Annotated in this window: 22 protein-coding genes; 17 read left to right on the top strand and 5 right to left on the bottom strand. The window is 39.0% G+C overall.

Annotated elements, in window-relative coordinates:
- Positions 1 to 45: 45 nt before the first annotated feature.
- The 4 genes from ACFQ4X_RS18760 to ACFQ4X_RS18745 all read right to left on the bottom strand — a co-directional run bounded on the left by ACFQ4X_RS18760 (position 46) and on the right by ACFQ4X_RS18745 (position 2,820).
- Entirely contained in the window at positions 46 to 876 is an 831-nt protein-coding gene (locus ACFQ4X_RS18760; protein ID WP_379837887.1) for an ABC transporter permease subunit, read from the bottom strand.
- Positions 877 to 1,068: 192 nt separating this feature from the next.
- Entirely contained in the window at positions 1,069 to 1,869 is an 801-nt protein-coding gene (locus ACFQ4X_RS18755; protein ID WP_379837885.1) for a CPBP family glutamic-type intramembrane protease, read from the bottom strand.
- A 192-nt stretch (positions 1,870 to 2,061) separates the two neighbouring features.
- Entirely contained in the window at positions 2,062 to 2,274 is a 213-nt protein-coding gene (locus ACFQ4X_RS18750; RefSeq protein ID WP_066285805.1) for a hypothetical protein, read from the bottom strand.
- 54 nt (positions 2,275 to 2,328) lie between these two features.
- Complete coding sequence (locus ACFQ4X_RS18745) at positions 2,329 to 2,820, bottom strand: GNAT family N-acetyltransferase (protein WP_379837882.1); 492 nt, start codon at positions 2,818 to 2,820, stop codon at positions 2,329 to 2,331.
- Positions 2,821 to 3,124: 304 nt separating this feature from the next.
- On the opposite strand from ACFQ4X_RS18745, the gene ACFQ4X_RS18740 reads away from it, so the two are divergent.
- From ACFQ4X_RS18740 to ACFQ4X_RS18660, 17 genes are all read left to right on the top strand, one after another.
- Positions 3,125 to 4,030 carry a diacylglycerol kinase gene (locus ACFQ4X_RS18740; protein WP_379837880.1) on the top strand — a complete coding sequence of 302 codons (906 nt, stop codon included), beginning with the start codon at positions 3,125 to 3,127 and terminating at the stop codon, positions 4,028 to 4,030.
- 76 nt (positions 4,031 to 4,106) lie between these two features.
- Positions 4,107 to 4,733: a class I SAM-dependent methyltransferase gene (locus tag ACFQ4X_RS18735; RefSeq protein WP_379837878.1), complete on the top strand. Its 627-nt coding sequence runs from the start codon at positions 4,107 to 4,109 to the stop codon at positions 4,731 to 4,733.
- A gap of 105 nt (positions 4,734 to 4,838) precedes the next feature.
- On the top strand, positions 4,839 to 6,164 hold the full coding sequence (locus ACFQ4X_RS18730) for a S8 family serine peptidase (protein WP_379837876.1): 1,326 nt from the start codon (positions 4,839 to 4,841) through the stop codon (positions 6,162 to 6,164).
- Positions 6,165 to 6,281: 117 nt separating this feature from the next.
- The gene (rlmD, locus tag ACFQ4X_RS18725) at positions 6,282 to 7,661 is read left to right on the top strand and encodes a 23S rRNA (uracil(1939)-C(5))-methyltransferase RlmD (RefSeq protein WP_379837874.1); all 1,380 of its coding nucleotides are present in this window, start codon (positions 6,282 to 6,284) and stop codon (positions 7,659 to 7,661) included.
- 811 nt (positions 7,662 to 8,472) lie between these two features.
- A complete protein-coding gene (locus ACFQ4X_RS18720; RefSeq protein WP_379837872.1) occupies positions 8,473 to 9,594 on the top strand; it encodes an SPFH domain-containing protein in 1,122 nt (373 codons plus the stop codon).
- A 297-nt stretch (positions 9,595 to 9,891) separates the two neighbouring features.
- Positions 9,892 to 10,491: a hypothetical protein gene (locus ACFQ4X_RS18715; protein WP_379837870.1), complete on the top strand. Its 600-nt coding sequence runs from the start codon at positions 9,892 to 9,894 to the stop codon at positions 10,489 to 10,491.
- Between the two features lie 311 nt (positions 10,492 to 10,802).
- Positions 10,803 to 11,756 (top strand): tRNA dihydrouridine synthase, encoded by a 954-nt coding sequence (locus ACFQ4X_RS18710; RefSeq protein WP_379837868.1) that lies wholly within the window; start codon positions 10,803 to 10,805, stop codon positions 11,754 to 11,756.
- Positions 11,757 to 11,965: 209 nt separating this feature from the next.
- Positions 11,966 to 12,634: a Type 1 glutamine amidotransferase-like domain-containing protein gene (locus tag ACFQ4X_RS18705; protein WP_379837866.1), complete on the top strand. Its 669-nt coding sequence runs from the start codon at positions 11,966 to 11,968 to the stop codon at positions 12,632 to 12,634.
- A 346-nt stretch (positions 12,635 to 12,980) separates the two neighbouring features.
- The gene (locus ACFQ4X_RS18700; RefSeq protein ID WP_379837864.1) at positions 12,981 to 14,648 is read left to right on the top strand and encodes a M4 family metallopeptidase; all 1,668 of its coding nucleotides are present in this window, start codon (positions 12,981 to 12,983) and stop codon (positions 14,646 to 14,648) included.
- A 289-nt stretch (positions 14,649 to 14,937) separates the two neighbouring features.
- Positions 14,938 to 16,176, top strand: a complete 1,239-nt coding sequence (gene sstT / locus ACFQ4X_RS18695) for a serine/threonine transporter SstT (protein WP_379837862.1) — start codon at positions 14,938 to 14,940, stop codon at positions 16,174 to 16,176.
- Between the two features lie 146 nt (positions 16,177 to 16,322).
- A complete protein-coding gene (locus ACFQ4X_RS18690) occupies positions 16,323 to 16,718 on the top strand; it encodes a VOC family protein (RefSeq protein ID WP_379837860.1) in 396 nt (131 codons plus the stop codon).
- A 131-nt stretch (positions 16,719 to 16,849) separates the two neighbouring features.
- Positions 16,850 to 17,929: a PQQ-dependent sugar dehydrogenase gene (locus ACFQ4X_RS18685; protein WP_379837858.1), complete on the top strand. Its 1,080-nt coding sequence runs from the start codon at positions 16,850 to 16,852 to the stop codon at positions 17,927 to 17,929.
- A gap of 159 nt (positions 17,930 to 18,088) precedes the next feature.
- On the top strand, positions 18,089 to 18,442 hold the full coding sequence (locus ACFQ4X_RS18680) for a hypothetical protein (protein ID WP_379837856.1): 354 nt from the start codon (positions 18,089 to 18,091) through the stop codon (positions 18,440 to 18,442).
- A 380-nt stretch (positions 18,443 to 18,822) separates the two neighbouring features.
- Positions 18,823 to 20,649 carry a M6 family metalloprotease domain-containing protein gene (locus tag ACFQ4X_RS18675; RefSeq protein ID WP_379837854.1) on the top strand — a complete coding sequence of 609 codons (1,827 nt, stop codon included), beginning with the start codon at positions 18,823 to 18,825 and terminating at the stop codon, positions 20,647 to 20,649.
- Positions 20,650 to 20,813: 164 nt separating this feature from the next.
- Positions 20,814 to 21,521, top strand: coding sequence for a VCBS repeat-containing protein (locus tag ACFQ4X_RS18670; RefSeq protein WP_379837852.1), 708 nt, complete (start codon positions 20,814 to 20,816; stop codon positions 21,519 to 21,521).
- Positions 21,522 to 21,649: 128 nt separating this feature from the next.
- Entirely contained in the window at positions 21,650 to 22,510 is an 861-nt protein-coding gene (locus ACFQ4X_RS18665) for an amidohydrolase family protein (RefSeq protein ID WP_379837850.1), read from the top strand.
- Between the two features lie 87 nt (positions 22,511 to 22,597).
- Positions 22,598 to 23,722, top strand: a complete 1,125-nt coding sequence (locus tag ACFQ4X_RS18660; RefSeq protein ID WP_379837848.1) for an NAD(P)/FAD-dependent oxidoreductase — start codon at positions 22,598 to 22,600, stop codon at positions 23,720 to 23,722.
- A 50-nt stretch (positions 23,723 to 23,772) separates the two neighbouring features.
- On the opposite strand, the gene ACFQ4X_RS18655 is transcribed toward ACFQ4X_RS18660, so the two are convergent.
- Positions 23,773 to 24,261, bottom strand: coding sequence for a hypothetical protein (locus ACFQ4X_RS18655; protein WP_379837846.1), 489 nt, complete (start codon positions 24,259 to 24,261; stop codon positions 23,773 to 23,775).
- Positions 24,262 to 24,292 lie beyond the last annotated feature (31 nt).

Below are 24,292 nucleotides of genomic sequence, written 5' to 3'. Positions count from 1 at the left end.
TCATAAAATGGTAAAACGCATTCGGGCTGATTACTAGTTTAGTAATTATGCGGCATCCTCCTCCGTCTTCTTTTTAACGGAGACGTTATAATTATCCGCAATTTCAAATAGCACCGAAAAAGGGATGGCAATGAAAAGTGCAGTTACTAAAAAGACAACACCTTTCGTATACAGCAGTAAAGTCAAAATTCCGTTTAAATTGTATACGTATTCCACGATAAACAGATTGGAAAGCATGAAAACAATAATGGGTTTTGAATATTGAATGAGACTCGTCAAAATGTTTCTGAACACATGTTTTAATATGATGTAAAGCCTGCTAAGCCCCATAGACCTGGCTACCGTCACATAGATTCTGTGCTGTTCTTCTCTCATTAATAAAAGAGTGAGCTTAAACAGCTGAATGGTGGGTACTATGGAAAGTACGAGAACTGGCAGCAAATAAATAGGATCATCAAAACTATTATAAAAATTAATTAAAACTCCAGTTTGTTTGTAGATGTAGACAATACATACTTGTAAAACAACGACGATAAATAAATCTGGAAAGGATTCTAACACCGTTAAAAAACCATAAATCATGCGCTGAATAAATCTTGGAAGCATTGTCGTGATGAAGGTAAGAATCAGTGCAATTAGTAAACCAACGATTAAAGCTAAAAAGAAAACTGTCATCGAGTAAAAGAACTTATCAAAGATCTCAGGAAATACATCGCGATTTACTGGCTGACCTAGGTACGAATATGTTGTATAGATCCATACCTTTTCTTGTAAATGAAAGTTTACGCCAAATAAAAGCGATGGAAGCGCACTGATAAGAAGAATTCCTAGAACTGTCGAGCTAAACCGTTTTGAGTAACTGCGAAAAGAAAACATTTAACACCTCTCTCCGATTGTGATTACAATTTGAAATAATTGTAAACCAAATGACATATTTTTGAAATATAAATATGTATGAATTTTCCAAAAATATCTCTTTTATTTATTTGACGTACCATATAACGTAATTCATTCAAAAAATTTACAAATAAAAAATACTGGAGCTTTATCCAGTATTTTTAAGGTGGTTTATGAAACTAGCTTAATTATTGGCAGCAAGATTAGCTGTGTCACCAAGTGCAGCATCATATGCGTAATCATCGCGTATTCCAGACCTTTCTTCCAAAAAAGATATCCAAAGAAAACAGCGAGTACTCCGTTTAAAACGAAAGCACGGGCTATAATTATGCCATTGAGCTGTCCATATAAAACCTCAGTTGCTGGCAGATGTCCTGCTGAAAAGAGAAGGGCTGCCAATATAATTCCTATCCAGTAAAAATATGAAGGGATGGTTTCTCTGTATTTTTTAAATATGAAAGACAATAGCCAAATGATGAGTGTCATAAGGAAAAGCCGCATTAATATTTCTTCAACGATTCCTCCGTACAATACTCCGGCAAGTGTGGCTTTCCACCATACGACCCCTTCGCCATTTCCGAGCTTTGGCATGTGAGGCTGAAATAGAAATAGATCAGTAAGAATCATAAAAAAAGATCCGATTGCGCCGCCTATAAGAGCTAGTTTTAAAGCGGATCGATCAATGACAGGTTTCTTTTTCTCAGCAATCCACGTCTGGATTAAGGGGAGTGTAAGTCCTGTTCGTTCTGTAAGCTTTAAACCAATCCAACTTAATACAAAGCTTACTAATCCAATTTGTAACGCAGCTATGCTAATCATGACCGGCAGAGGAACTGGAACTGCTCCAATCATTTTTTCATACTCAGCTGAAGTAACTGTATTTTTTAACGATTCCAGCTGGAAGGGAACAACGAATGCTCCTGCAAGCAAGCCAAGCAAACCAAGAAATAGGGCAATTTTTAAATGTTTCAATTGTTGCATCCTCCATGTTCACTATTCAATTTTTAAAATATCTTCCTTTAACCACTGTATGCCTTCCATGACGAATTCTTTCTTCTGGGATGAATGCGGCGTATGTTCTAAAACCCAATAAATATTGTTCTGTTTTTGCAGCCCCTTTCAGTTTTAAAGCGTGAAAAAAGACAGGAATAAGATCCCGTCTTTTTAAATCCCACCTGCGCCGCCACCGCCAGAATGGTGATTTTGCTGTGAAGCGTTCCAGGCAGCAGCATTGTTGATTTTGTTTTGATCACTGACATGTTCTTCAAGTTCATATTTTGCATTGTATCTTTTATACCTCTGTTTCGTTCTCCAATGTACAATTGCAAAAAGCAAGAGAACCGCAGCGAGTGGTGATAAAATAAAAACCCAAAACATTTGAAAACACCTCCTAGTGATCGTGGTGCACTAGTTAATCTATGAAGTTGGTTTTTAGATATGCTTATAAAAAAGCAGATCATCAACAAAGCGTCCGTTTAAGTAAAATTCACCGACAAGTCTTCCTTGTTCCTGATAGCCGCATTTTTTGTAAAAGTGGATGGCTTTCTCATTTGTTGATAAGACACGTAAAGACAGCTTGGTTTTGCCGTTGTCCCGTGCCAGTTGCTCAACAGCCTGCATAAGCTCAAAGCCGATGTTTTGACCATGATAATCAGGATGAACGGCCATTGCTAGATCTGCCACATGCAGGTTAGAAGGGACTGGAAATACATCTTTATAAAAAATGTAGCCGCAAACTTTTCCGTTGCATCGTGCGACAATTTGACTGCCGGCAGGAAACTGCTTCCCATAATCCTCAGGTGAATCCCAGCGGATGTCTGGTGCAGGTGTTGTTTCTATGTTCCAAACAAGATGATCAATTTCAACAAGCCCAGGATAATCCGCAGGTGTTGATAAGGAAATCTCTAATGCAGGTTTCTCCATATGTTACACTCTCCTTACCTAGAAAATTCCATAAAGAGACATGAAACTCCTTTATTTTCGCAATAAGAATTCCATTGAATTGTTTGAGAATTGTTAGGGGTCTGTCCCGGGACAGACCCCCTTCAATTCAGACACAATTTCAACACATGCAACATACAAACAGCTTTGCTTTTTAGGACATGAATCACTATAATATAAGAGGAATCCTTAGAAGCAGTCCATGAACGGACTGTTTTTTGTGGTTATACAGCGAAAGATTTAAGTTAAAACTTTTAATAGAAGTCAAACAACGAAGGTGAAAGATATGAAACGTGCTAGACTAATATATAATCCAAGTTCAGGAAGAGAAACGGTAAAGAAACAGCTTCCTTATATTTTGGATAGACTTGAAAACGCAGGATATGAAACATCATGTCACGCGACTACACCTGAAGATGGCTGCGCTACACGTGCGGCACGCCTTGCTGGAGAACGAGGTTTTGACCTTGTTATAGCAGCAGGCGGAGACGGAACAATCTACGAAGTAGTAAACGGACTTGCAAGCCTTGAGAATCGTCCGATGCTCGGTATCATTCCTGCTGGGACAACAAACGATTTTGCACGTGCAGTAGGTGTACCGCGAACGATCGAAGGCGCTTGCGACGTTCTTTGCGGCGGTACTCACATGCCGGTTGATATCGGTAAAGTAAATGATAAATTCTTTATTAATATTGCAGGCGGCGGACGAATAACAGAACTTACTTATGAAGTGCCGAGCAAGCTCAAAACGATGATCGGTCAGCTGGCATACTTCCTAAAAGGAATCGAGATGCTTCCATCGATTCGTCCGACATATGTTGAGATTGAATTCGATGACAAGGAAAAGTACGAAGGCGAGATCATGCTGTTTTTAGTAGCAAATACAAACTCTGTTGGCGGGTTTGAAAAACTTGCTCCATCTTCTGAATTCCATGACGGCCTTTTCGATGTTATCATCTTAAAGAAAACAAACCTTGCTGAATTTGTCCGTATCGCATCCCTTGCGATCCGCGGTGAACATATCCATGATGATCATGTCATCTACAAAAAAGCGAAACGTGTAAAAGTAACGCCTCGCGAAAAGATGCAGATTAACCTCGATGGGGAATTGGGCGGCATTCTGCCAGGTGAATTCGAGAACTTGCATCACCACTTCGAGTTGTTAGTACCAAAAGAAAGAATCAAACCATAATATAAGCAAACGAGACTGAACACCTAAGCAAAGAGCTATTAGGTGTTCTTTTTCTTTTTAGGGGGAGTAATTAAATATGAAAAACAACTCAAATATCCAAAAATATAAAAGACTGGCACCTTTCTACGATAAGTTTATGGGCAACCGCCTTTTTCGAAAGGCTCGTCAGCAAGCTTTTTCTGAAATTGAAGTTCGACAAGGGGACTCACTTTTGTTAGTTGGAGTAGGTACAGGAGAGGATTTTCCGTTTCTGCCCGCGGGCGCATCAATTACAGGCATTGATCTTTCCGAAGATATGTTAAGAATTGCTGAGAGTAAAAAGAATAGCCGGGACATCACGCTGCTCCAAGTGAACGCTGAAGACATGGATTTCGGAAATCAAAAGTTCGATATAATCGTATTAAATTTAATCCTAAGTGTTGTAGAGCATCCTGAAAAAGTACTAGAGAAAAGCTTAAACTGTCTGTCCCATGGAGGCACGATTTTGATATTCGATAAATTTATAGATTCCAATCAGAAACCGAACGTAATAAGAAGATTTCTGAACAAAATCACTTCAGCGATCGGAACGGATATTAACCGTGATTTTTACAAAATAAAGAGTGGCTTTCCGATTGAAATTACGAAAGAATACAAAACGATTAATGACCTTTATACTATTATTGTCGCACGTGAAAGCCTATCAAACGATATATCAGTATAGTCCATTTACAGTAATGCGATTTATCCCCTTTGCATGATTGTCTCTTCCTTTATTATGTTAGAAAATTAAAACAATTCATAAAAAAGGAAGTGGAGGGGTTTGGTTATGAAAAAGTTTTTTGCGTTATGCTTAACAGTTATGTTGGCTGCAGCTTTTTTCCTGCCTCAGCAAAATGCGAAGGCGGTTGCTGGAATAGAGGTAGACACTGAGTTGACGAAAGTTCTTGGTGATCTTACATCTAACACACTGGTAGAAGCGGTGGTTACGTATGAATCATTACCGAGTTCATCAGATGTAACAGCTCTACAGAATCTTGGTTTAGAAACAAAAACGTTCAGCAAACTGCCAATGGTTGCTGTTAAAGGAACGAAGCTTGAGATTACATCACTTCTTTCAAGCAGCTTTGATGCAGTATCGGTCTACCATAACAAAGACCTGAACTTTTTAATGAAAGACAGCCGCAAATTAATTGGGGCTGAGCGAGTTTGGAATGAATTAGGGTATACAGGTAAAGGAACTACCGTTGCCGTTATTGACAGCGGAATTGATGCAACTCATCCAGATCTGCCGTTTGGCGAAGAAAAAGTAATTCAAAACGTAAAATTCTTAGCGGGAGATCTGTTCTCGAACGAACCGCTCTACCTTGAAAATGTTCAAAACACAGATACTTCTTCCGGTCATGGAACACACGTTGCTGGAACAATCGCAGGACTTGGAACAGCAAGTGAAGGATTATATACAGGTGTCGCGCCAGATGCTAAGCTGGTAGGACTTAGTACAGGAGAAGGAATCAACATCTTTTGGGCGTTAGAAGCATTTAACTATGCGATTGAAAATCAAGAAGAGTATGGCATTGACGTAATCTCTAACAGCTGGGGAACAACAGGTGATTACTCAGCAAACGACCCTATCAATATAGCAAGTAAAGAAGCACATGACGCTGGGATGGTTGTCACATTTGCAGCTGGTAATGAAGGACCAGACGACAACACGTTAAATCCATATTCTGCTGCACCTTGGGTCATTTCAGTTGCTGCCGGAACAAAGGACAAGCAGCTTGCAGACTTCTCATCTCGAGGAGTTGAAGGAGATAACTTGCTTCACCCAGACATTACGGCACCAGGTGTTGATATCGTTTCTACAAAATCAAAAACTGGCGTTGTCATGAACGCACTTGGTTCAGTGACAGATGCTGAATATATTGCGACAGAGCATCTTGCAAACTACACAACAGCAAGCGGAACGAGCATGGCTACTCCGCACATTTCAGGTGTTGCAGCATTAATGCTTGAAGCAAACCCGAACTTGCAGCCGGATCAAGTTCTTCAATTGCTGGAATCAACAGCTGATCCGATGGCAGGTTACAAGCTCCATGAAGTGGGAGCTGGATACGTGAATGCGTATGAAGCTGTAAAAGCAGCGGGTAATTAATAGACAGTGAACAGACCTGAACATTTGGGTCTGTTCTTTTTATATATTGCCATTTGGTGTCCATAAGCAGTTGTGCTACAATCAGAAAAGCATAATGGACAAAAAGGGACGATGAAAATGACAAAGGCTGATTTGCCTGTTCATAAAAATGAGAGTTATGAAGTTGATATAGTGGATTTAACCCATGAAGGCGCTGGAGTTGCGCGCGTTGATGGGTTTACTTTGTTTGTACCGAACACATTGCCGGGAGAACGTGCCAAGGTAAAGGTTGTGGGCATTAAAAAAGGATTCGGTTTCGGAAAATTAGAAGAACTTATAGAAGCGAGTCCTGAACGAGTTGAACCACCTTGCCCGATCTACAAATGGTGCGGAGGCTGCCAGCTGCAGCATCTATCCTATGAAGGACAGTTAGAATATAAACGCAAGCAGGTAGAAGATGTGCTCACACGAATCGGAAAACTTGAGGGTGTGCCCGTTCTTCCGACACTGGGAATGGGCGACGAGCCATGGCGCTATCGAAATAAAGCACAAGTTCCGGTAGGAGAGCGAGATGGCAGAATCATTACAGGCTTCTACCAAAAACGCAGCCACGAAATCGTAGAAATGGACAGCTGCATCATTACAGGAGATACGAACGATGACGCCGTTCAAGCGGTGAAAGAAATCGTTAATAAGTACAACATTACAGCTTATGACGAACAAAAACACAAAGGCATTCTCCGCCATATCATCGCACGATATGGTAAAACTACTGGCGACTTGATGATTGTTTTAGTCACAAACAGCAAAGATCTGCCGCAGCGTAAAAAGATTATTGAAGACATTACATCAGCACTTCCAGAGATTAAATCAATCGTGCAAAACGTAAACTCTAAACGCACGAATGTTATTTTTGGAGACGAAACACGAGTATTATGGGGTGCTGAATACATCTATGATTATATCGGCGACATTAAATTTGCCATTTCAGCTCGATCTTTCTATCAGATCAACCCAGATCAAACGAAAGTACTTTACGACCAAGCGTTAAAATACGCTGAGCTGAACGGTGACGAAACGGTTATTGATGCGTATTGCGGAATAGGAACCATCTCGCTTTTCCTCGCGCAAAAAGCGAAAAAAGTGTACGGAGTAGAAATTGTCCCAGAAGCCATTGAAGATGCCAGACGAAACGCAGAACTAAATAACATCACAAATGCAGAGTTCGCAGTAGGTAAGTCGGAAGATGTGATTCCAGAGTGGAAAAAACAAGGTATCACACCAGACGTGATTGTAGTCGACCCGCCGCGTAAAGGCTGTGACGAAGAACTATTAAAAACGATTATTGAGATGAAGCCTGAACGCGTTGTCTATGTAAGCTGTAATCCGGCAACATTGGCACGTGACCTCCGTATTTTAGAAGACGGCGGATTTAAAACTGTGGAAGTACAACCGGTTGATATGTTTCCGCAGACAACACATTGTGAGGCAGTTGCGAAAATAGTTTTGAAATTGTAGCCCCATAAAAAACACTTATTAATTAAATTAAACATTTACGAAAACGACCAAAGATAAATTAAAGATTTACGAAAAGAAGAAGGAGAGAGTGGGACAAAAAAGCCTGCTGACTCCTTCTTTTTTATAGTTTGAGGAAGTGTGATTCGTAAAACGGTAAAATAAAGTTTTACAAAAAGAGCGAGACAAGCGTGATAAAAGCGAGTGAAAAATTGGAGAAAGCAGGATTCATGATAAGACTTTATTTTAACTGTGAACGAAAGAATGCGGGTTTAAAGGGAGAGGAATCGTAAGAGTTTATTTTATCTGTACATGAAGAAGACAACTGACCCTTAAGGGAGTTGCCTTTTATCGTTCTTTGAAAAGAAGCTTTAAATAGTTTTTGATGAATATGCATATTCTCATTGATACTATTGCTGGCTTTATACAACAGTGAGTTTAATTTTCTTAACACTTCTTAATTAGTGAATGTTAGTATATATATAGATGATTGGCATATTTTTGTAAATCAATACTTTAAAGTAGATGCGCGTTTAGAACGGAGCCTTTAATCGGGCATGATTCTAAAGGGGCTTTGTAACAAATCAGTATGCTATTCCTGGGACGGACTATTTAGCAGCATCCCTTAAAGATGCTGTTGGAGTCTTCAAAAATGCTTTTGGAATAAAACCAAAGTAGTGGCTGATGCTGTGCATGAAAAGGTCACCAAAAAATGTTTTGACTGTATGGCTCCACTTATCGGAACTAAAGGACAAAGTGTTTTCTACAGATATAGTGAACTGTCCAGATTTTATAATAAGGGAGGTTGGCGACTTTGGGTATTATAAAAGCAATTACCGATTCAGTTGAAGGAACCTTTACTAGTCAGTGGAAAAAACTAATTACAGCGGGACATTTTGATGAGCATACAGTTGTTGCTCCTGGAGTACTTAAAAATAATAATAATGGTCGCGGAGCTAATACTCATGGCTTTATGGATATAATTTCAAACGGCTCAAAAATATTTGTGCCTGAAAATACCGCAGCTTTCATCTTCAGTCAGGGTGGAATTGAGAATATGATCACTACCCCTGGTGGTTATGAATATAAAGATGGAGATAAAAGTATTTTTAAAGGAAATGGTATTGCTGCATCTATGATCAAACAGGCAAAAGATAGAATCGGATTTGGTGGTATCTCTTCTTCTGAAAAGAAGATTGCATTTGTAAATTTAAGAGAGATTCGTGACATTAAATTTGGTACACGCGGCCCTCAGGTTTATAACGATTTATACTATGGGTGCGACCTTGAGATCTACGCATATGGTGGTTTCTCTATTAAGGTTGTTGACCCTGAGGTATTTATTAAGAAATTTGTGCCTGCTAATACGAACAGCTATTCATTTAATACCCCGAATGTTAGAGCACAAGTTCTTTCTGAATTTGTACAATCATTTATTGTTGCACTTAATTCACTTTCAACTACTTATAGGATTTCACAGTTACCATCACAGGCTATGGAAATAGCCAAGAGAATATCCGAAGATCCGTATAATGCGGGTTCCTGGAAAGAACGTTTCGGATTTGAGATTACTAAAGTTAAAATTGAAAACATAGAATTCTCACCTGAGTCCAGAGTGCTTGTTAACCAGTTTTCTGCTAATAAGATGAATATGAGAGCTTATGAGGATGTTTCACAGAAGACCTCCAATATTGCGGCTCAGCAGAAAATTGCTCAAGGTATTCAAGACAACGGACTTGGAAACGGCGGTATGCTCTATGGAATGAATATGGCCCAGAATATTGGACCTCAAGGCCAGTCAGTCTCAACGCCAATTTCTTCCATGTCTTTCGACCAGAAGATCAAAACAGTGAAAAATCTAAAAGAACTAGTTGATATGGGTGTTTTAACACAGGAAGAGTTTGATGCCAAAAAGAAAGAAATCATGGGCCTGTAATAAAGCGGCAAAAATTAGATTAATAAGTGGTATAAAGTGCAAAAGCCGGTTATTTTAGTTGGTCGGCTTTTGGACAGGGCATTCAAGACAATGGTTTAGGGATTGGAGCAGGTATAATTTTTGGAAGGAATATGGCTCAATGTTTGAACCCACAGAATGCCTCAATAGTTAATTAAAATCAGTAATGTTGTTTAATAAGCAAATCAAGGTCGTCAAGAAGCTTAAAGGCTAGCTCAGTGACGGAATTTTGTCGCAAGATAAATTTGACGTAAGAAAGAGATAATGGGGTTGTAGATTATGTTAACAAATACTTTAAGTAAAGTTCCGGTGAAATATCACAATGGCCTTAGAAATGGACTTTTGTTTGCCGCATTTTTTACTTTTTATTTTGGATTATTATTTTTTATGGTTTTTACCGAAGAAAGTGAGACAATCACAAAAGAAACAGGGCACCTTTTCTGGAAAAAAACAACAGAAACTACGATTCATTATGATTTGAGTGAGAGGATACCATATCTTATTGCAACTATAGTTTTAATATTAGTGGCAGTTGTTTGTCTTGTTATTGTATTTAGATTGACTCAGTTATCTAGGAAATATAAAAACTATTTAGCTGTTATTAAAGGTAATGACAAACTATTAATTCAACAAATCGCGGATATTAATAATTCAAATCCACGCCAAGTTATGAATGACCTTCAAAATATGATCGATTCAAATTATATAAATGGGCACTATATTGACTATAAGCAGGGCCTGTTGGTGGCTAACAATTATAATTCTGAAAAGTTTGTTAAGAAGATAGTTAAGTGTCAATCATGTAGCGCGAGTAATGAAGTAGTAATCGGACAATCAAATTATTGTAAATACTGTGACTGCTTGATAATCCTTGGATAGTCTTTGACTAGAAATTCGTGATGTGTAAAAACACCAACATCCCATGTGTTGCCACACTCAACGCATTGTGAGGCAGTTGCGAAGCTTGTACTCTCATAGCTTTAAAGAGCCTTTTTCTTGATGGATGAGGCTTATTTTGTTTGTGAGGACCCCGTTTTAGTACCAAGTAAAATATTTTGCTTTGAATTATTTCCATAAATTATAAATGAACAGTATTTGATAATCATTTAGTAGTCATGATATAAGTGTAAAAGAATATTTTTTATCGATATTTTGAAGTTGTATCCATAGTGAGAGGATTTGAGCTTGAAATGATAGATAATTTTTGGCGTGATTTACCGCGTCCATTTTTTGTACTTGCACCAATGGAAGATGTAACAGATGTTGTTTTTCGTCATGTCGTAAGTGAAGCCGGTCGGCCGGATGTATTCTTTACAGAGTTTACAAACTCGGATAGCTATTGTCATCCGGAAGGCTTAAAAAGTGTCCGCGGCCGTTTGACGTTTACAGAAGATGAACAGCCGATAGTGGCACATATATGGGGCGATAATCCCGAATATTTCAGCCAAATGAGCATCGGCATGAAAGAGATGGGATTTAAAGGTATTGATATAAATATGGGCTGCCCTGTACCAAATGTCGCTTCAAGAGGTAAAGGGAGCGGCCTTATTCTGCGTCCGGACGTTGCGGCAGAACTTATTCAAGCAGCAAAAGCTGGCGGACTGCCTGTCAGCGTTAAAACACGGCTTGGCTTCAAGGAGGTTAATGAGTGGGAGGAGTGGCTTACGCATATTTTAAAACAAGATATTGCGAACCTTTCTATTCATTTACGTACAAGAGAGGAAATGAGCCTTGTAGATGCGCATTGGGAGCTTATTCCGGAAATCAAAAAACTGCGTGACCGTATCGCACCAGATACGCTGCTAACAATCAATGGAGACATTCCTGACCGTCAAGTCGGGCTACAGCTTGCAGAAAAATACGGTATTGATGGTGTAATGATCGGGCGGGGAATTTTTAAAAATCCCTTTGCTTTTGAAAAAGAGCCAAGAGAGCATAGCAGCCAAGAATACCTTGATCTTTTAAGACTGCAACTCGACCTACAGGATAAATATGCTGAAGAAGTGCCGCGTTCAATCACAGGTCTTCATCGCTTTTTCAAAATCTATGTTAAAGGATTCCCTGGAGCTGCTGAATTACGAAATCAATTGATGAACACGAAATCAACAGATGAAGTGCGTGAATTGCTTGATAACTTAGACTGATGACTTATAAAAACAAATAGAATATAAAGTGAAAAACAGTATGGAAACTCATGGGTTACATACTGTTTTTGTTTATTTATTTTTCACTTCAATACTAGAGTGCTAGTCCTTTAAAAATGACTAAAAAGTTATGGGATAGAGGAAGACGGAAGCCCTTGCAGAATAAAATATGCAATCAGAATATTGTAACGACAAGGAGGAGTTACGTTATGAAATTACTGCTTACATCTGCAGGCGTTAATAACAAAAGCATACACGACGCGCTAGTTGATATGCTGGACAAGCCAATCGCCGATTGCACTGCACTGTGCATTCCCACTGCGATGTACGGACATCCTTGGGTCGGACCAGGCGTGAAAACTTGGGAATTCATCAGCGGGAAAGAAGAGAATCCCATGGTTAATTTAGGGTGGAAGTCAGTGGGCGTGCTGGAGCTCACAGCGCTGCCAAGCATCGATGAAGATCGCTGGGTGCCACTGGTCAGGGAGACGGACGTCCTGCTGGTGTCGGGAGGCGACGCTCTCTACCTGTGCCACTGGATGCGGCAATCCGGGCTGGCAGATCTTTTGCCGTCGCTGCGTTTAGTCTATGTGGGAATGAGTGCTGGGAGTATGGTGATGGCACCTAACATTGGGGAATTCTTCGTTGGCTGGACTCCACCCAACGGTGGTGATAAAACACTGGGCCTGGTCGATTTTGCAATGTTCCCCCATGTGGATCATGAGATGCTGCCGTATAACACGATGGCTGCTGCAGAGAAATGGGCAGCCGGGATGCAGGGGTCGGCGTATGCAATTGATGATCAAACCGCCATCAAAGTGATCGATGGAGCGGTCGAAGTTGTATCCGAAGGGCATTGGAAATTGTTTACGCCTTGATTTTACTTAGTTCGTAGCAAAGTTAGTTCTAAAGTAATGAAGCTTTTAATTCACATTTACTAAAACTGAAGTCAGAATAAAGATTGAAATAAAAGAAGGAGGAAGCAGGATAAAAACCTGCTTCCTCCTTCTTTTTATGGGTTAAAGGCTAGTACAAGGTTTTCTTTTATTAATTATTGAGCAGCGATTTCCCCTTTTCCTAATTGGTAGATTCTACCTACACAACCTCATTATAATTAGTTATAATTTATATTTTTGTAAAATTAAGATAATTCTTATTGTTCATTCGCAACTTTTTCTTCTACTCTATAATGAATACTATCCAATTAATAGGAGGTATTACATAGTGAAGAAAAAGCTTTTAGCACCTGTACTTTTGTCGTCAGCGCTGTTGGTAGGTTCTATTCCAGTGAACGTCCTTGCGCAACCTATCGAATCTAGTGAGGTTAGTAGTGTACAAGCTTCTAAAGAGTGGAATGAAAAAGCAAGTGTTCCTTTTTTTGTGAAGGAGCGGTCTGCAGAGAAGTTCTCTTCTAGCAGTTCTTCCAATGCCTTAAATTATTTGAAGAAAAATCAAGATAAGATCGGGATTAACAATCCTGACAAAAATCTAAAAGTGAAAAGTGTACAAAAGGATGAACTGGGTATGACGCATGTCCGCTTTACTCAGGCAATCAATGGAATTCCTGTAGAAGGATCTGAAGTTATTGCACATTTTAATAAAAATAATGAAGTAGTATCTGTGAACGGCAGAACAAATCAGACTCTTGCCGTTGAGGCAGTGGATACAACTGCTTCTATCAGCAGTGAAGCAGCACTTCAAGCAGCATTATCATCAGTTAACGCTCCAGAAGTACTGACATATGACCCAACTGCTGATCTTGTTGTCTATCCATTTGAAAAGAAAAATCATACTGCTTATAAAGTGAATGTTAACTTCATGGGTGAGGAGCCTGGAAACTGGTTTGTGTTTGTGGATGCAAACTCAGGAAAAGTGATTGATAAGTTCAATGGCTTGATGCATGCGGATGAAAATAAAACGCAAACAGGCTCTGGAAAAGGTGTGCATGGTGAGCACAGGAACCTGCATATAACCCACGTGAAGGAAGAGAATTCTGGAACGAGGTTTGCTTTAGCGGACTACTCACATGAAAATCTTGAAGGTATCTTCACGTATGATGCTACAGCTGATTGGAATTCCAGCAATGACGCTCTATATACGGGGAATTCTGCCTCCTTCATAAGCGACTATGATCGAGCTGCTGTTGATGCTCATTATAATTCTGAGAAGGTTTATGAGTATTATCTAAACGAACATGGCCGTAATTCTCTAGATGGAGAAGGTATGGCAATTAATTCTTATGTACACATGGGAGTCAATTACAATAATGCATTCTGGAATGGACGCTATATGGCCTATGGAGATGGAGATGGTGAGTTTTTCATTCCTTTATCAGCCGGTCTTGACGTTGCTGCCCATGAAATGACTCATGGTGTAATCTCTCATACGGCAAATCTAGCATACCGCAATCAATCTGGAGCACTAAACGAATCATTCGCTGACGTTTTTGGTGCATTGGTTGACGATAGTGATTGGGAAATGGGCGAGGACATTATGGCACCGGCTGCTAAAGCTGATGGTGTAACAAGACTGCGCAGCTTAAGTGATCCAAACAGCGTTGTCGTAAGTAATCCCCAAAGAGCAGCTTACGGCAGCGGAGTCTATCCAGCTCATATGGATGAATTTTATAACATGCCACTTAACGTAGATAATGGCGGTGTTCATGTTAACTCTTCCATCACAAACCATGCTGCATACTTGATTGGTCAAGAACTTGGAAGGGAAAAATTAGGGCAAATCTATTACCGTGCTTTATCTTTTTATCTAACTTCAAATTCTAACTTTAGCGAGGCACGTCAGGCTCTCGTACAGTCTGCAATCGATCTTTATGGCGAAGGCAGCGCGGAAGAGACTGCTGTTAACGCTGGGTTTGATGCGGTGGGAATTTACTAAAAGCATTCAGAACGATTAACCTCAGGAGTTCACTCCTGAGGTGTTTTTAATTTTAATACAATAAAATGAGTAAATATTATTAAAATATTCAAATAATTACAACTTTTTTAAATAAATTGTAATCTATCAAAAAACAAACTATAATACTATTTATTAGAAAGACAGTTGTCTTTTTCGGGTGGAATATATTAGGCGTACATCCATTGTTCCCTTGAAAAGACTTTATTTTATTACAGGTTTTTGAGAATAAACAGCTTTACAATTCTAACTTAGATTGGTGATGGCATCTATGAAAAGTATACTGAAAAAGTGGAATCATTTGAGTCTTGTTAAACAGATCATTATAGGATTGATTGTTGGTATTATCCTAGCTGTAACGATTCCGCAAGCAGCAAAACCTGTTGTTATTTTTGGCTCTTTATTTGTAGGTGCATTGAAAGCTATTGCACCTGTGTTGGTATTATTCTTGGTTATGTCGGCTATCGCGCAACACAAGGCGGGCCAACAAACGAACATGAAATCGATTATCTTTTTATATCTTTTAGGAACATTTCTAGCAGGATTAACAGCCGTTCTTGCAAGTTTTATTTTTCCTGTAGGTTTGTCCCTTGGAAAGGGAGCGGAAGGTGTAACGCCTCCGGGCGGTGTTGTAGAGGTACTCAAAACCTTGTTGATGAACGTTGTTGATAATCCTGTTAATGCCCTTGTTAACGCGAACTATATCGGGATATTGGCGTGGGCGGTACTCCTGGGTCTTGCTTTAAGGAATGCACAGGATACGACTAAAACAGTGATCTCTAATGTTTCAGACGCTGTATCTAAAATCGTTACTTGGGTGATTAAGTTTGCGCCGTTAGGAATCTTGGGGTTAGTGTTTGAATCTATTACGGCGAACGGTATAGATTCGTTATTAAGTTATGGTAAGTTACTTGCGGTATTGATTGGTTGTATGGTTTTTGTGGCGCTGGTTTTGAATCCAGCCATTGTGTTCCTAGCGATAAAGCAAAATCCATACCCGCTTGTTTTTAAGTGTTTAAAGGAAAGTGGGATCACAGCTTTCTTTACACGCAGCTCAGCTTCCAATATTCCTGTAAATATGAAATTATGTGAGAAGCTAGGTTTGGATAAGGATAGTTATTCCGTATCCATTCCATTAGGTGCAACCATCAATATGGCGGGTGCTGCGGTTACCATTTCTGTTTTGACACTTGCCGCGGTTCATACACTAGGCATTGAAGTGGATCTTCTTACTGCAATTCTTCTTAGCGTCCTATCAGCTATTTGTGCTTGTGGTGCTTCAGGGGTCGCTGGCGGATCACTATTACTGATTCCTCTCGCTTGCAGCTTATTCGGAATTCCAGGTGATGTGGCAATGCAGGTCGTTGGAGTAGGATTTATCATCGGTGTCTTACAAGACTCTTTTGAAACGGCTCTGAACTCATCTACAGACGTACTATTCACTGCAACAGCTGAATATAAAGAGTGGCGAAAAGAAGGAAAAGAAATAAATATCCAAAAAGCAGCATAAAGTACTGCAAAATGAATGGCACCCCAACGATTTTAGCGTTGGTGGTGCCTTTTTCGTTCACAAATACCCATACTTTAAGAGGAATTATTAGGAAGTCCATGGAATGACTTAAGTGGTGATTATTTTATAACCACAGGAGGTTAATCATGGGAAGATTAGTTCATTTTGAAATCCATGTAGACGACATGGAACGGGCAATGAAGTTTTATGGAGAAGTTTTCGGGTGGTCGTTTCAAGACTGGAGTGAATACGCGGGATTGCCTTACTATGGGGCAGTAACAGGAGACGAGAATACACCAGGGATTAATGGAGCTTTAATGAAGCGGCAAAGCGCACCGCCAGAACCTAATCAAGCTATAAACGGTTTTACTTGTACAATGGGCGTGGAAAATTACGACCAAACAGAAGCTAAAATTCTTGAGCATGGCGGCAAGGTCGCGATGCCTAAATATGCACTTCCAGGAATGGCGTGGCAAGGATATTACATAGATACAGAAGGTAATATTTTCGGAATCCATCAACCGGATGAGAATGCGAAATAGAAATCAAAAATAAACAGGGAGTTCATTGAATGAGCTCCTTTTTCTTATTTCTGGAAAACCACAGTTAATTCTATTAAAAATATGGCTAAACTATTATTAGTAGAATAATTGCTGAAAAAGGAGGTGTTCATTTGAAAGGTTTTATCTTTACACTTGTTTCCGTTATAATTCTTTCTGGTTGTTTTCATAACGACAAAAGAACATCTGAAAAAGGCGAAAAGGATGCAGTAGAAGTGCTTTCCAGGCAAGCTGAGGTGATCACAACAGATTTAGAAATACCTTGGAATATCACCAAACAGGATAACACCTTTTATTTGAGTCAACGGCCGGGTAATATCATTAAGGTTGATGGTGATAGCGGATCGAAAACAGTTCAGAGTTTAGAAGTTTCAAAGAAAATTCTGCATAGTGGAGAGGGAGGGTTGCTAGGTTTCATTCTTGCTCCTGACTTTAATACTTCTCAAGAAGCGATTGCATACCATACCTATAGGGAGGATGGTGCTGTTTTTAACCGAATAATTACGCTAAAATTGACCGGTAATACATGGACGGAAAAAGTGATTATACTCGAGGGAATCCCTGGAGGAAGAATACATAACGGGGGACGAATTCAAATTGGTCCTGACGGAAAGTTGTATGCTACCGCGGGTGATGCAGGGAATCCGGAAAATGCCCAAAACGTAAATATTCTCGCAGGGAAGATTTTGCGTATGAATATAGACGGTACTATGCCGCAGGATAACCCATTTGAAAACTCTTATGTGTATTCATATGGCCATCGAAATCCGCAGGGATTGGCCTGGGACCAGAACGGAAATCTTTATAGCTCTGAGCATGGACAGTCTGCACATGATGAAATTAATTTAGTCGAGCCTGGAAAAAACTACGGTTGGCCGATTATTGAAGGTGATGAACAAGAATCTGGTATGGTTTCACCGATCTTTCATTCAGGGGATGTCACGTGGGCTCCTTCAGGAATTGCCATTACAGATAACAAAATCTATGTATCGAATTTACGCGGCGAACGAATTTTAGTGTTTGATCTGGCTGAGAAAACGGTCGATACTTTTTTTCAAAGTGCGGGGAGAATGCGAGATGTGCTGATTGAAGATAATGCTCTGTATACGATTACGAATAATCGTGACGGCAGAGGCACTCCGCGAGAAGGTGATGATAAATTATTGAAACTGCCTTTAGTGGAGCAGCAATAACTTAAATTTCATTGAAACAAAAACACCCATACCTCATAAGATATTATGAATTTTTAAAAGTGGGTGAAGGTGTTGAATTCTTATATATTTAGACAGGATTGGACCGCTGTTTTACAACTTTTAAATCAAAGCCTATATGCTGAGGAAATGGTTTGTTCCATGAGTACACAACTATTTGTCATTCCCGCAACAGCAGACCTAAAAGGAAATGCAGAAATGCATAACAGTCTAGTTCCAGCTTCTTATCATCGAGTGACAGCAGTGGGAAGTGCAATACGTCTGCAAAACGGTGAAACTCATGAGACAATCATTCGCATTTTGGTTTCATGTGTAAACAATGGACTTAAAAGAGATCAAGAAGTAACAAAATGGCTGCCTGTAATGAGAGACGATGCCCCTGAAGAATTTAAACCGTTTCTTGAAAACATAATCAGCTGGCAGCAACAGGCAGAAAAAAGTTTAACTTCAGCTAAACAGCTTTTAAAACAAATGGGGTATGAAGCACAAGGTTGATTTTTTAAAACTTTTATTAATTAGACATACAAAAGCTAAAAGCCAACATTTCGTGTTGGTTTTTTATTATGTTTATCTAAAAAGACATTGTTACAGGTAACTTTAAGAATTATGAAATCATTAACAATATCATGAATTCTATTAATTTGACGTTTGAAAGAAAATCAACTTTATAGTTTTAACCTAAAACTTTTCAACATTCTTAGACTGAAAATACTATTATATGACAATAAAATTTAGGTTATTATGTGAAACGTTCTATTAATCGTTACTATTTAAATTAATTTGTAGAAACAAGTAGATTTAATTTTCTATTAATATACTAATAATTCAGATATATTTTTATTTGTATAATATGTAAAAAATGAGGAGTGATATTCTTGTTAAAAATTTTGTCTCAGGCAGGCTTATCTTTAGCATTAGTTGGAAGCGTTGCATTCACTAGCTACCAACCAAATGATGTCCATGAACAAGCAAAACATACATACGATTTAAGCTTAGCTCATTATGTTGGTGCTTCTCCGGAATTGGTTGAAAAGGCTAAAGAATTAAATATTGATATTTCAAAGGCAGATCCAGCTGAAAAAATGAATAATGGTACAAAGTTCCAGCAGGCAGGGGATAATCATGTTGCATATAGAAGTGCAACTGGGGATGTACCGGTACTTGTAATCTTAGCTAAGTATCCGAATGGCGATGAACCAGTTGGGGACATGCCTGGGCAGGTACCAGCGAAGTACTATGAGGATTTAATTTTTGGAACTGAATATAATCCTTATGAATTAGAACAATTTAAACAATATGATGGAGCGGACGTACCAAAGGATCGTACCATGCAAAATGCTTACAAGGAATCCAGTAATGGAAAAATCAATCTTGTCAAAAAAGAAAATACAGATTTTGCATGGGTGGAAATGCCTAAAGGGGCATCCTATTATTTAGATCAGGAAGGTACTTATGCTGAAGGTGGTAAATACGTTCTTGGGAATGTAAATGGGGATGCTCACACTGGTGAATTTATACGTGATTTATTAAAAGCAGCTGATGATCAAATTGATTTCTCACAATATGCAGAGGATGGAGAAGTTCCAAATATCTTCGTCGTCCATGAAGGAACAGGGGCTGAATTCAGCCGTGACCCGGCACAGTTCTGGTCTCACAAGTGGTCTCTATTAAGCGCTCTTTATTACGGCAAATATTATGAAACTGGAAAACCTGCAGATGCTTATGAAGGTATAACTCAATCAGCGTGGATTGATAAAACGATTGCTCAGGATATGACATATGATGGCGTCATCGTTAATAACTATAACATTCAGCCTGGTATCGGCGGAAACGTAGCAGGATATGATCTTGCAACGGGTGTTTATAAAGAAGAATTAAAACAAGGTCCTTTCCCTGCTCAAACTGGTGTTTACGCTCACGAATTCGGACATGCTCTAGGGTTACCGGATTTCTATGATACTGTTTATACATCTGAAGGTGTTGGGAACTACTCCATGATGGCAGGCGGTTCCTGGATGCGCTATCCGAATGCTCCTGCTTATTCCGGAAACTCGCCAACACACTTCGATCCATTCTCTAAGATTTTCTTAGGATGGACTGAACCGATTAATGTAACTCCTGAAGATGGTGTTCAAGAAATTACATTACCTGCAATAAACCAGGCAAATGCAGATAATGGTATCGTTAAAATGGAAGTGCCAGGTTCAAATGGTACAGAATACTTTTTATTTGAAAATATCCAGCAAGATGGTTTTAACAAAGGATTAAACCGTCAAGGTGAAGATTCTCACGGATTAATGGCATGGCATGTGGACGAAAATATTATTAATCTATACCAAACAGCCGGCTTCCGTCCAAACAACGTGGAAAACTGGATGAATAAGCGATTCCAGTATAATCAGTCACAAACAGCTAGCGATGGAACAGTTGTTACCCACTATGGTTTATCTGTTCTCCAAGCAGACGGTAAGTATGATCTAGAAAAGTATGCGAATCGTGGAGATGCGGGTGACTTCTTTAAAACAGGTTCTAAGCTGACTCCAAATTCTTCTAACGTTCATACAGGATCCTATTACTTCTGGAAAGGATATGGTTCAACACCAGCTGACTCTGGAATCCATGTAACAGATATCGTTGAAAATGAAGACGGATCTATTTCAGCTAAATTCTTTTATAGTTTTAACGAAGGAAAGAAGAAGTAAAAATAAAATATTTAGATTAATAAAGTACCCTTTCTTAAAAGCGATTTGAGAAAGGGTACTTTTATAAGTTCTAAACTTGCTATGCACATTTTGTTTTGTTATACACCAATATCCCTAACAGCCCATAGGATATGAATAAAGTTCATTAAGCAAGGGGCAATTATATGTATAACTATTTCAGATTGCATCCAAGCATTATTTCTTTTGACAGAGGTGATGTCACGGGAGATAAGGTCCCTGACAACGTGTACTTAACCGGATCAAAAACACCTGACAGTCCCTTTATTCAAAACATTACGCTTATCGTTCAGGATGGAAGAACAGGTGCATATAAATCAGTGACTTTATCTGAAAATGCTGGTTATAATCCTACATTATTTTTAGGGGATTTTACCGGGAACGGTGTGGACGATATTTTAATACGCATTGACTCAGGTGGTAGCGGCGCTTTCACATATGATTACGTTTATTCTTTCGTGAATAATAACCCGCAGCTACTATTCGTTTTTAATGTATATAACGAGCAATTCCAATATGATGTTAATTACCAAGACAACCACAAAGTGAAAGTAGTCAGCAAGATTAATAATCTAACGTATTTAATAGATATTTCTTTAAGAGATCCAGAGTACTTGAGTGAAATTTATAATGCGAACGGAAAGTTGAAAAGTCCCATTGAGGGCTTTGTTAATCCATTAAGTGGATTATATCCCGTAGATTTTGACTCTAATGGAGTCTATGAGCTGATGGCGTATCAAAAAATAGCAGGAAGGTACAATGCAGATGCCCTAGGTTATTTTGTAAATACGTTAGGGTGGGAGAATGATAGATTTGTTCTGCGAAATCAGTATGTAGCTATTTCTGGTTATTAGAAGATCATTAATTACAAGCCTCCGCTAATGGAGGTTTTATTTTTTTTTTTTTTTCATAAACTCATTAATTTGAATATAATGGAAATATAATGCAAAAAGATGATAATACATTGCAAAGGTGGGATAGCATGATAGTTGATTGCCATTTTCATGTGGATGAAACCATGTTGACTCTGGATAAAATGATAGAGGATATGGATCAAAATAATATAGATAAAACAGTATTAATTCCACCTATGAACGAAACAATGTTTGAAAGAGAGAGTTTTTATCAACATAGCTTACAACGCTTATTTCGATATCTAATTTTAAATGCACCACCAATAGGACTCAAAATTTATGATGGTCTAGTTAAAGACGGCTGTTTAAACCTTTATGGGAATTCGTACGAGATTTTCACTAAACCTAATAATGATATAGTTGCTTCTGCCATTAATAAGTTTCCAGAGCGGTTTCTTGGCTGGGCAGCAGTAAACCCGAAAATACCCTCATCAGTAGAAGAAGTAGATTTATATCTTAGTAATCCTAGATTTATTGGTATAAAAGCTCATCCATTCATGCATGGATATCGGATCAGTGAGTTGGATTCAATTGCCGCTCTATGTGAAGCAAAAGGAAAACCTATGTTAATCCATCTTTCTTCTGAACCAGACTCTTATAAATATCTACCTGAGAAATACCCTAACCTAAAATTAATTTATGCACATGCGGGCCTGCCTTTTTGGAAGAAACTTTGGATTTACATAAAAAAGAAACCAAACATATTTGTAGATACCTCAAGTGATTACCTGACCCCATCACTTGTAAGAATGGCGGTAGAATTTCTAGGCTATCAAAAAGTTCTGTTTGGCTGTGACGGACCTTATGGAATGAAAGAATATAATGTATACGATTATTCGGCTAAAAAAAGTTGGATAGATAAACTACATATTCCAGGTAACCAAAAGGAATATATACTGGGGAAAAACTTTCTAAATATGATTAATTAAGATATTAGTTTGATTATCCTTAGTTAGACAAAGGTCTCCAGTTTGAGTAGAATACAGTCAAAAAGAAAATTAAAGGTGTTTTGAAATATGCAAAAAATCATTGTAATCGGAGCTGGAATTCTAGGCGCATCTGCCGCTTATCACTTGGCTAGATCAGGTGCTGATGTGACATTGGTGGACCGCGGGGATAAAGGACAGGCAACGGATGCAGCAGCAGGAATCGTGTGTCCATGGCTTTCACAGCGTCGGAATAAAGCTTGGTATCAGCTAGTAAAAGGCGGTGCTCGCTATTATCCGGAATTGATTGCTCAATTGGAAGCAGACGGTGAAACGGAAACAGGATATAAACGGGTAGGTGCGATAAGTCTTCATTCAGACCCTGAAAAGCTGGAAAAGATGGCTGAAAGAGCAATAAAACGGAGAGAAGACGCTCCTGAAATTGGTGAAGTTACGATACTTTCACCCGCTGAAACAAAACGATTATTTCCTCCTATTTCAGAAGAATATGGGTCTGTTTATGTAAGTGGTGGAGCTCGTGTGAATGGAAGAGCACTGCGAAATGCATTAGTCCGTGCAGCTGTAAAGAACGGAGCTAGTCTATTAAACGGTGACACAACAATTTTTCATGAAAACAATAAAGTCCTTGGAATAAAACTAGAGGGGAAAACGATGCATGCAGACCAAGTAATCGTTACGGCAGGCGCATGGTCACAAGAGTTACTGGAGCCACTAGGTGTTAACTTCAAAGTAACACCGCAAAAGGCTCAAATTGTTCATCTGGAATTGCCTCAAACTGAGACAAGCTCTTGGCCTGTTGTGATGCCTCCAACCAATCAATATATCCTTACATTCGAAGATGGCAGAGTAGTTGTCGGTGCAACACATGAGGATGAAGCGGGATTTGATAATCGCGTAACGGCAGGTGGAGTCAATGAGATTTTAAACAAATCATTATCAGTTGCGCCTGGTTTAGCAGACAGTACAATGCTCGAAACCCGAGTTGGTTTCAGGCCGTTTACTCCTGGATTCTTGCCAGTGATTGGTGCATTGCCTAACTATGAAAACATCTTTCTCGCTAACGGATTAGGAGCTTCCGGATTAACAAGCGGCCCGTACCTTGGCGCAGAGCTTGCGAAACTAGCTTTAAATCAAACACCCGAAATCGATCTTAGCAGTTATGATGTAGCAGGAGCAATTGAGAATGTTAAATAGAAGGTGAAAAGACAACTGAGAGTTGTCTTTTTTCGTTATACTACCCTATCCTACACCAATATCTTCTGACTAAAGTAATCCAAATACTCATTAACTTGAATGACATCATAAATCTTCTTTTCTAAACAGAATTTGATAACCAAATCAGCGGTTTCGCTATCGGTAAGTGAATAGCCGGCTGATTCGAGTAGCTGTTCAAATTCCTCCTGATCTAGTTTAAGTCCAAGTGCGAGTGCAATCACAGTACTTTTCTTAGGTCGATAATCAGACTTCGATCGGATTTTTGAAAAATGCTTTCGGTCAATACCAGCACTCTTATAGACCTCGCTATCACTAACACCTTTTTGACCAATAAAACGAAACAAAACTTCCTGAAGAGTGGGTTTTCGATTATTTTTTATAAAATCATCTAACTCGATATGAAGGCTTTCTAAAATACACTCTTCCTTCATATCGGAGTACATACATTCATGTAATTCAATAACTAAGTGGTCATTTATATAAGCTTCTAACTCTTTTAATACCTTTTGATCCAGCATAAGATCAGCCTCCAAAATGTCGCTTCACAGG

It is taken from the genome of Fictibacillus halophilus, assembly GCF_042680145.1.
GTDB lineage: Bacteria > Bacillota > Bacilli > Bacillales > Fictibacillaceae > Fictibacillus > Fictibacillus halophilus_A.
Note: the sequence above shows the minus strand (reverse complement) of the source record. Positions and strands in the feature narration are given on the sequence as shown.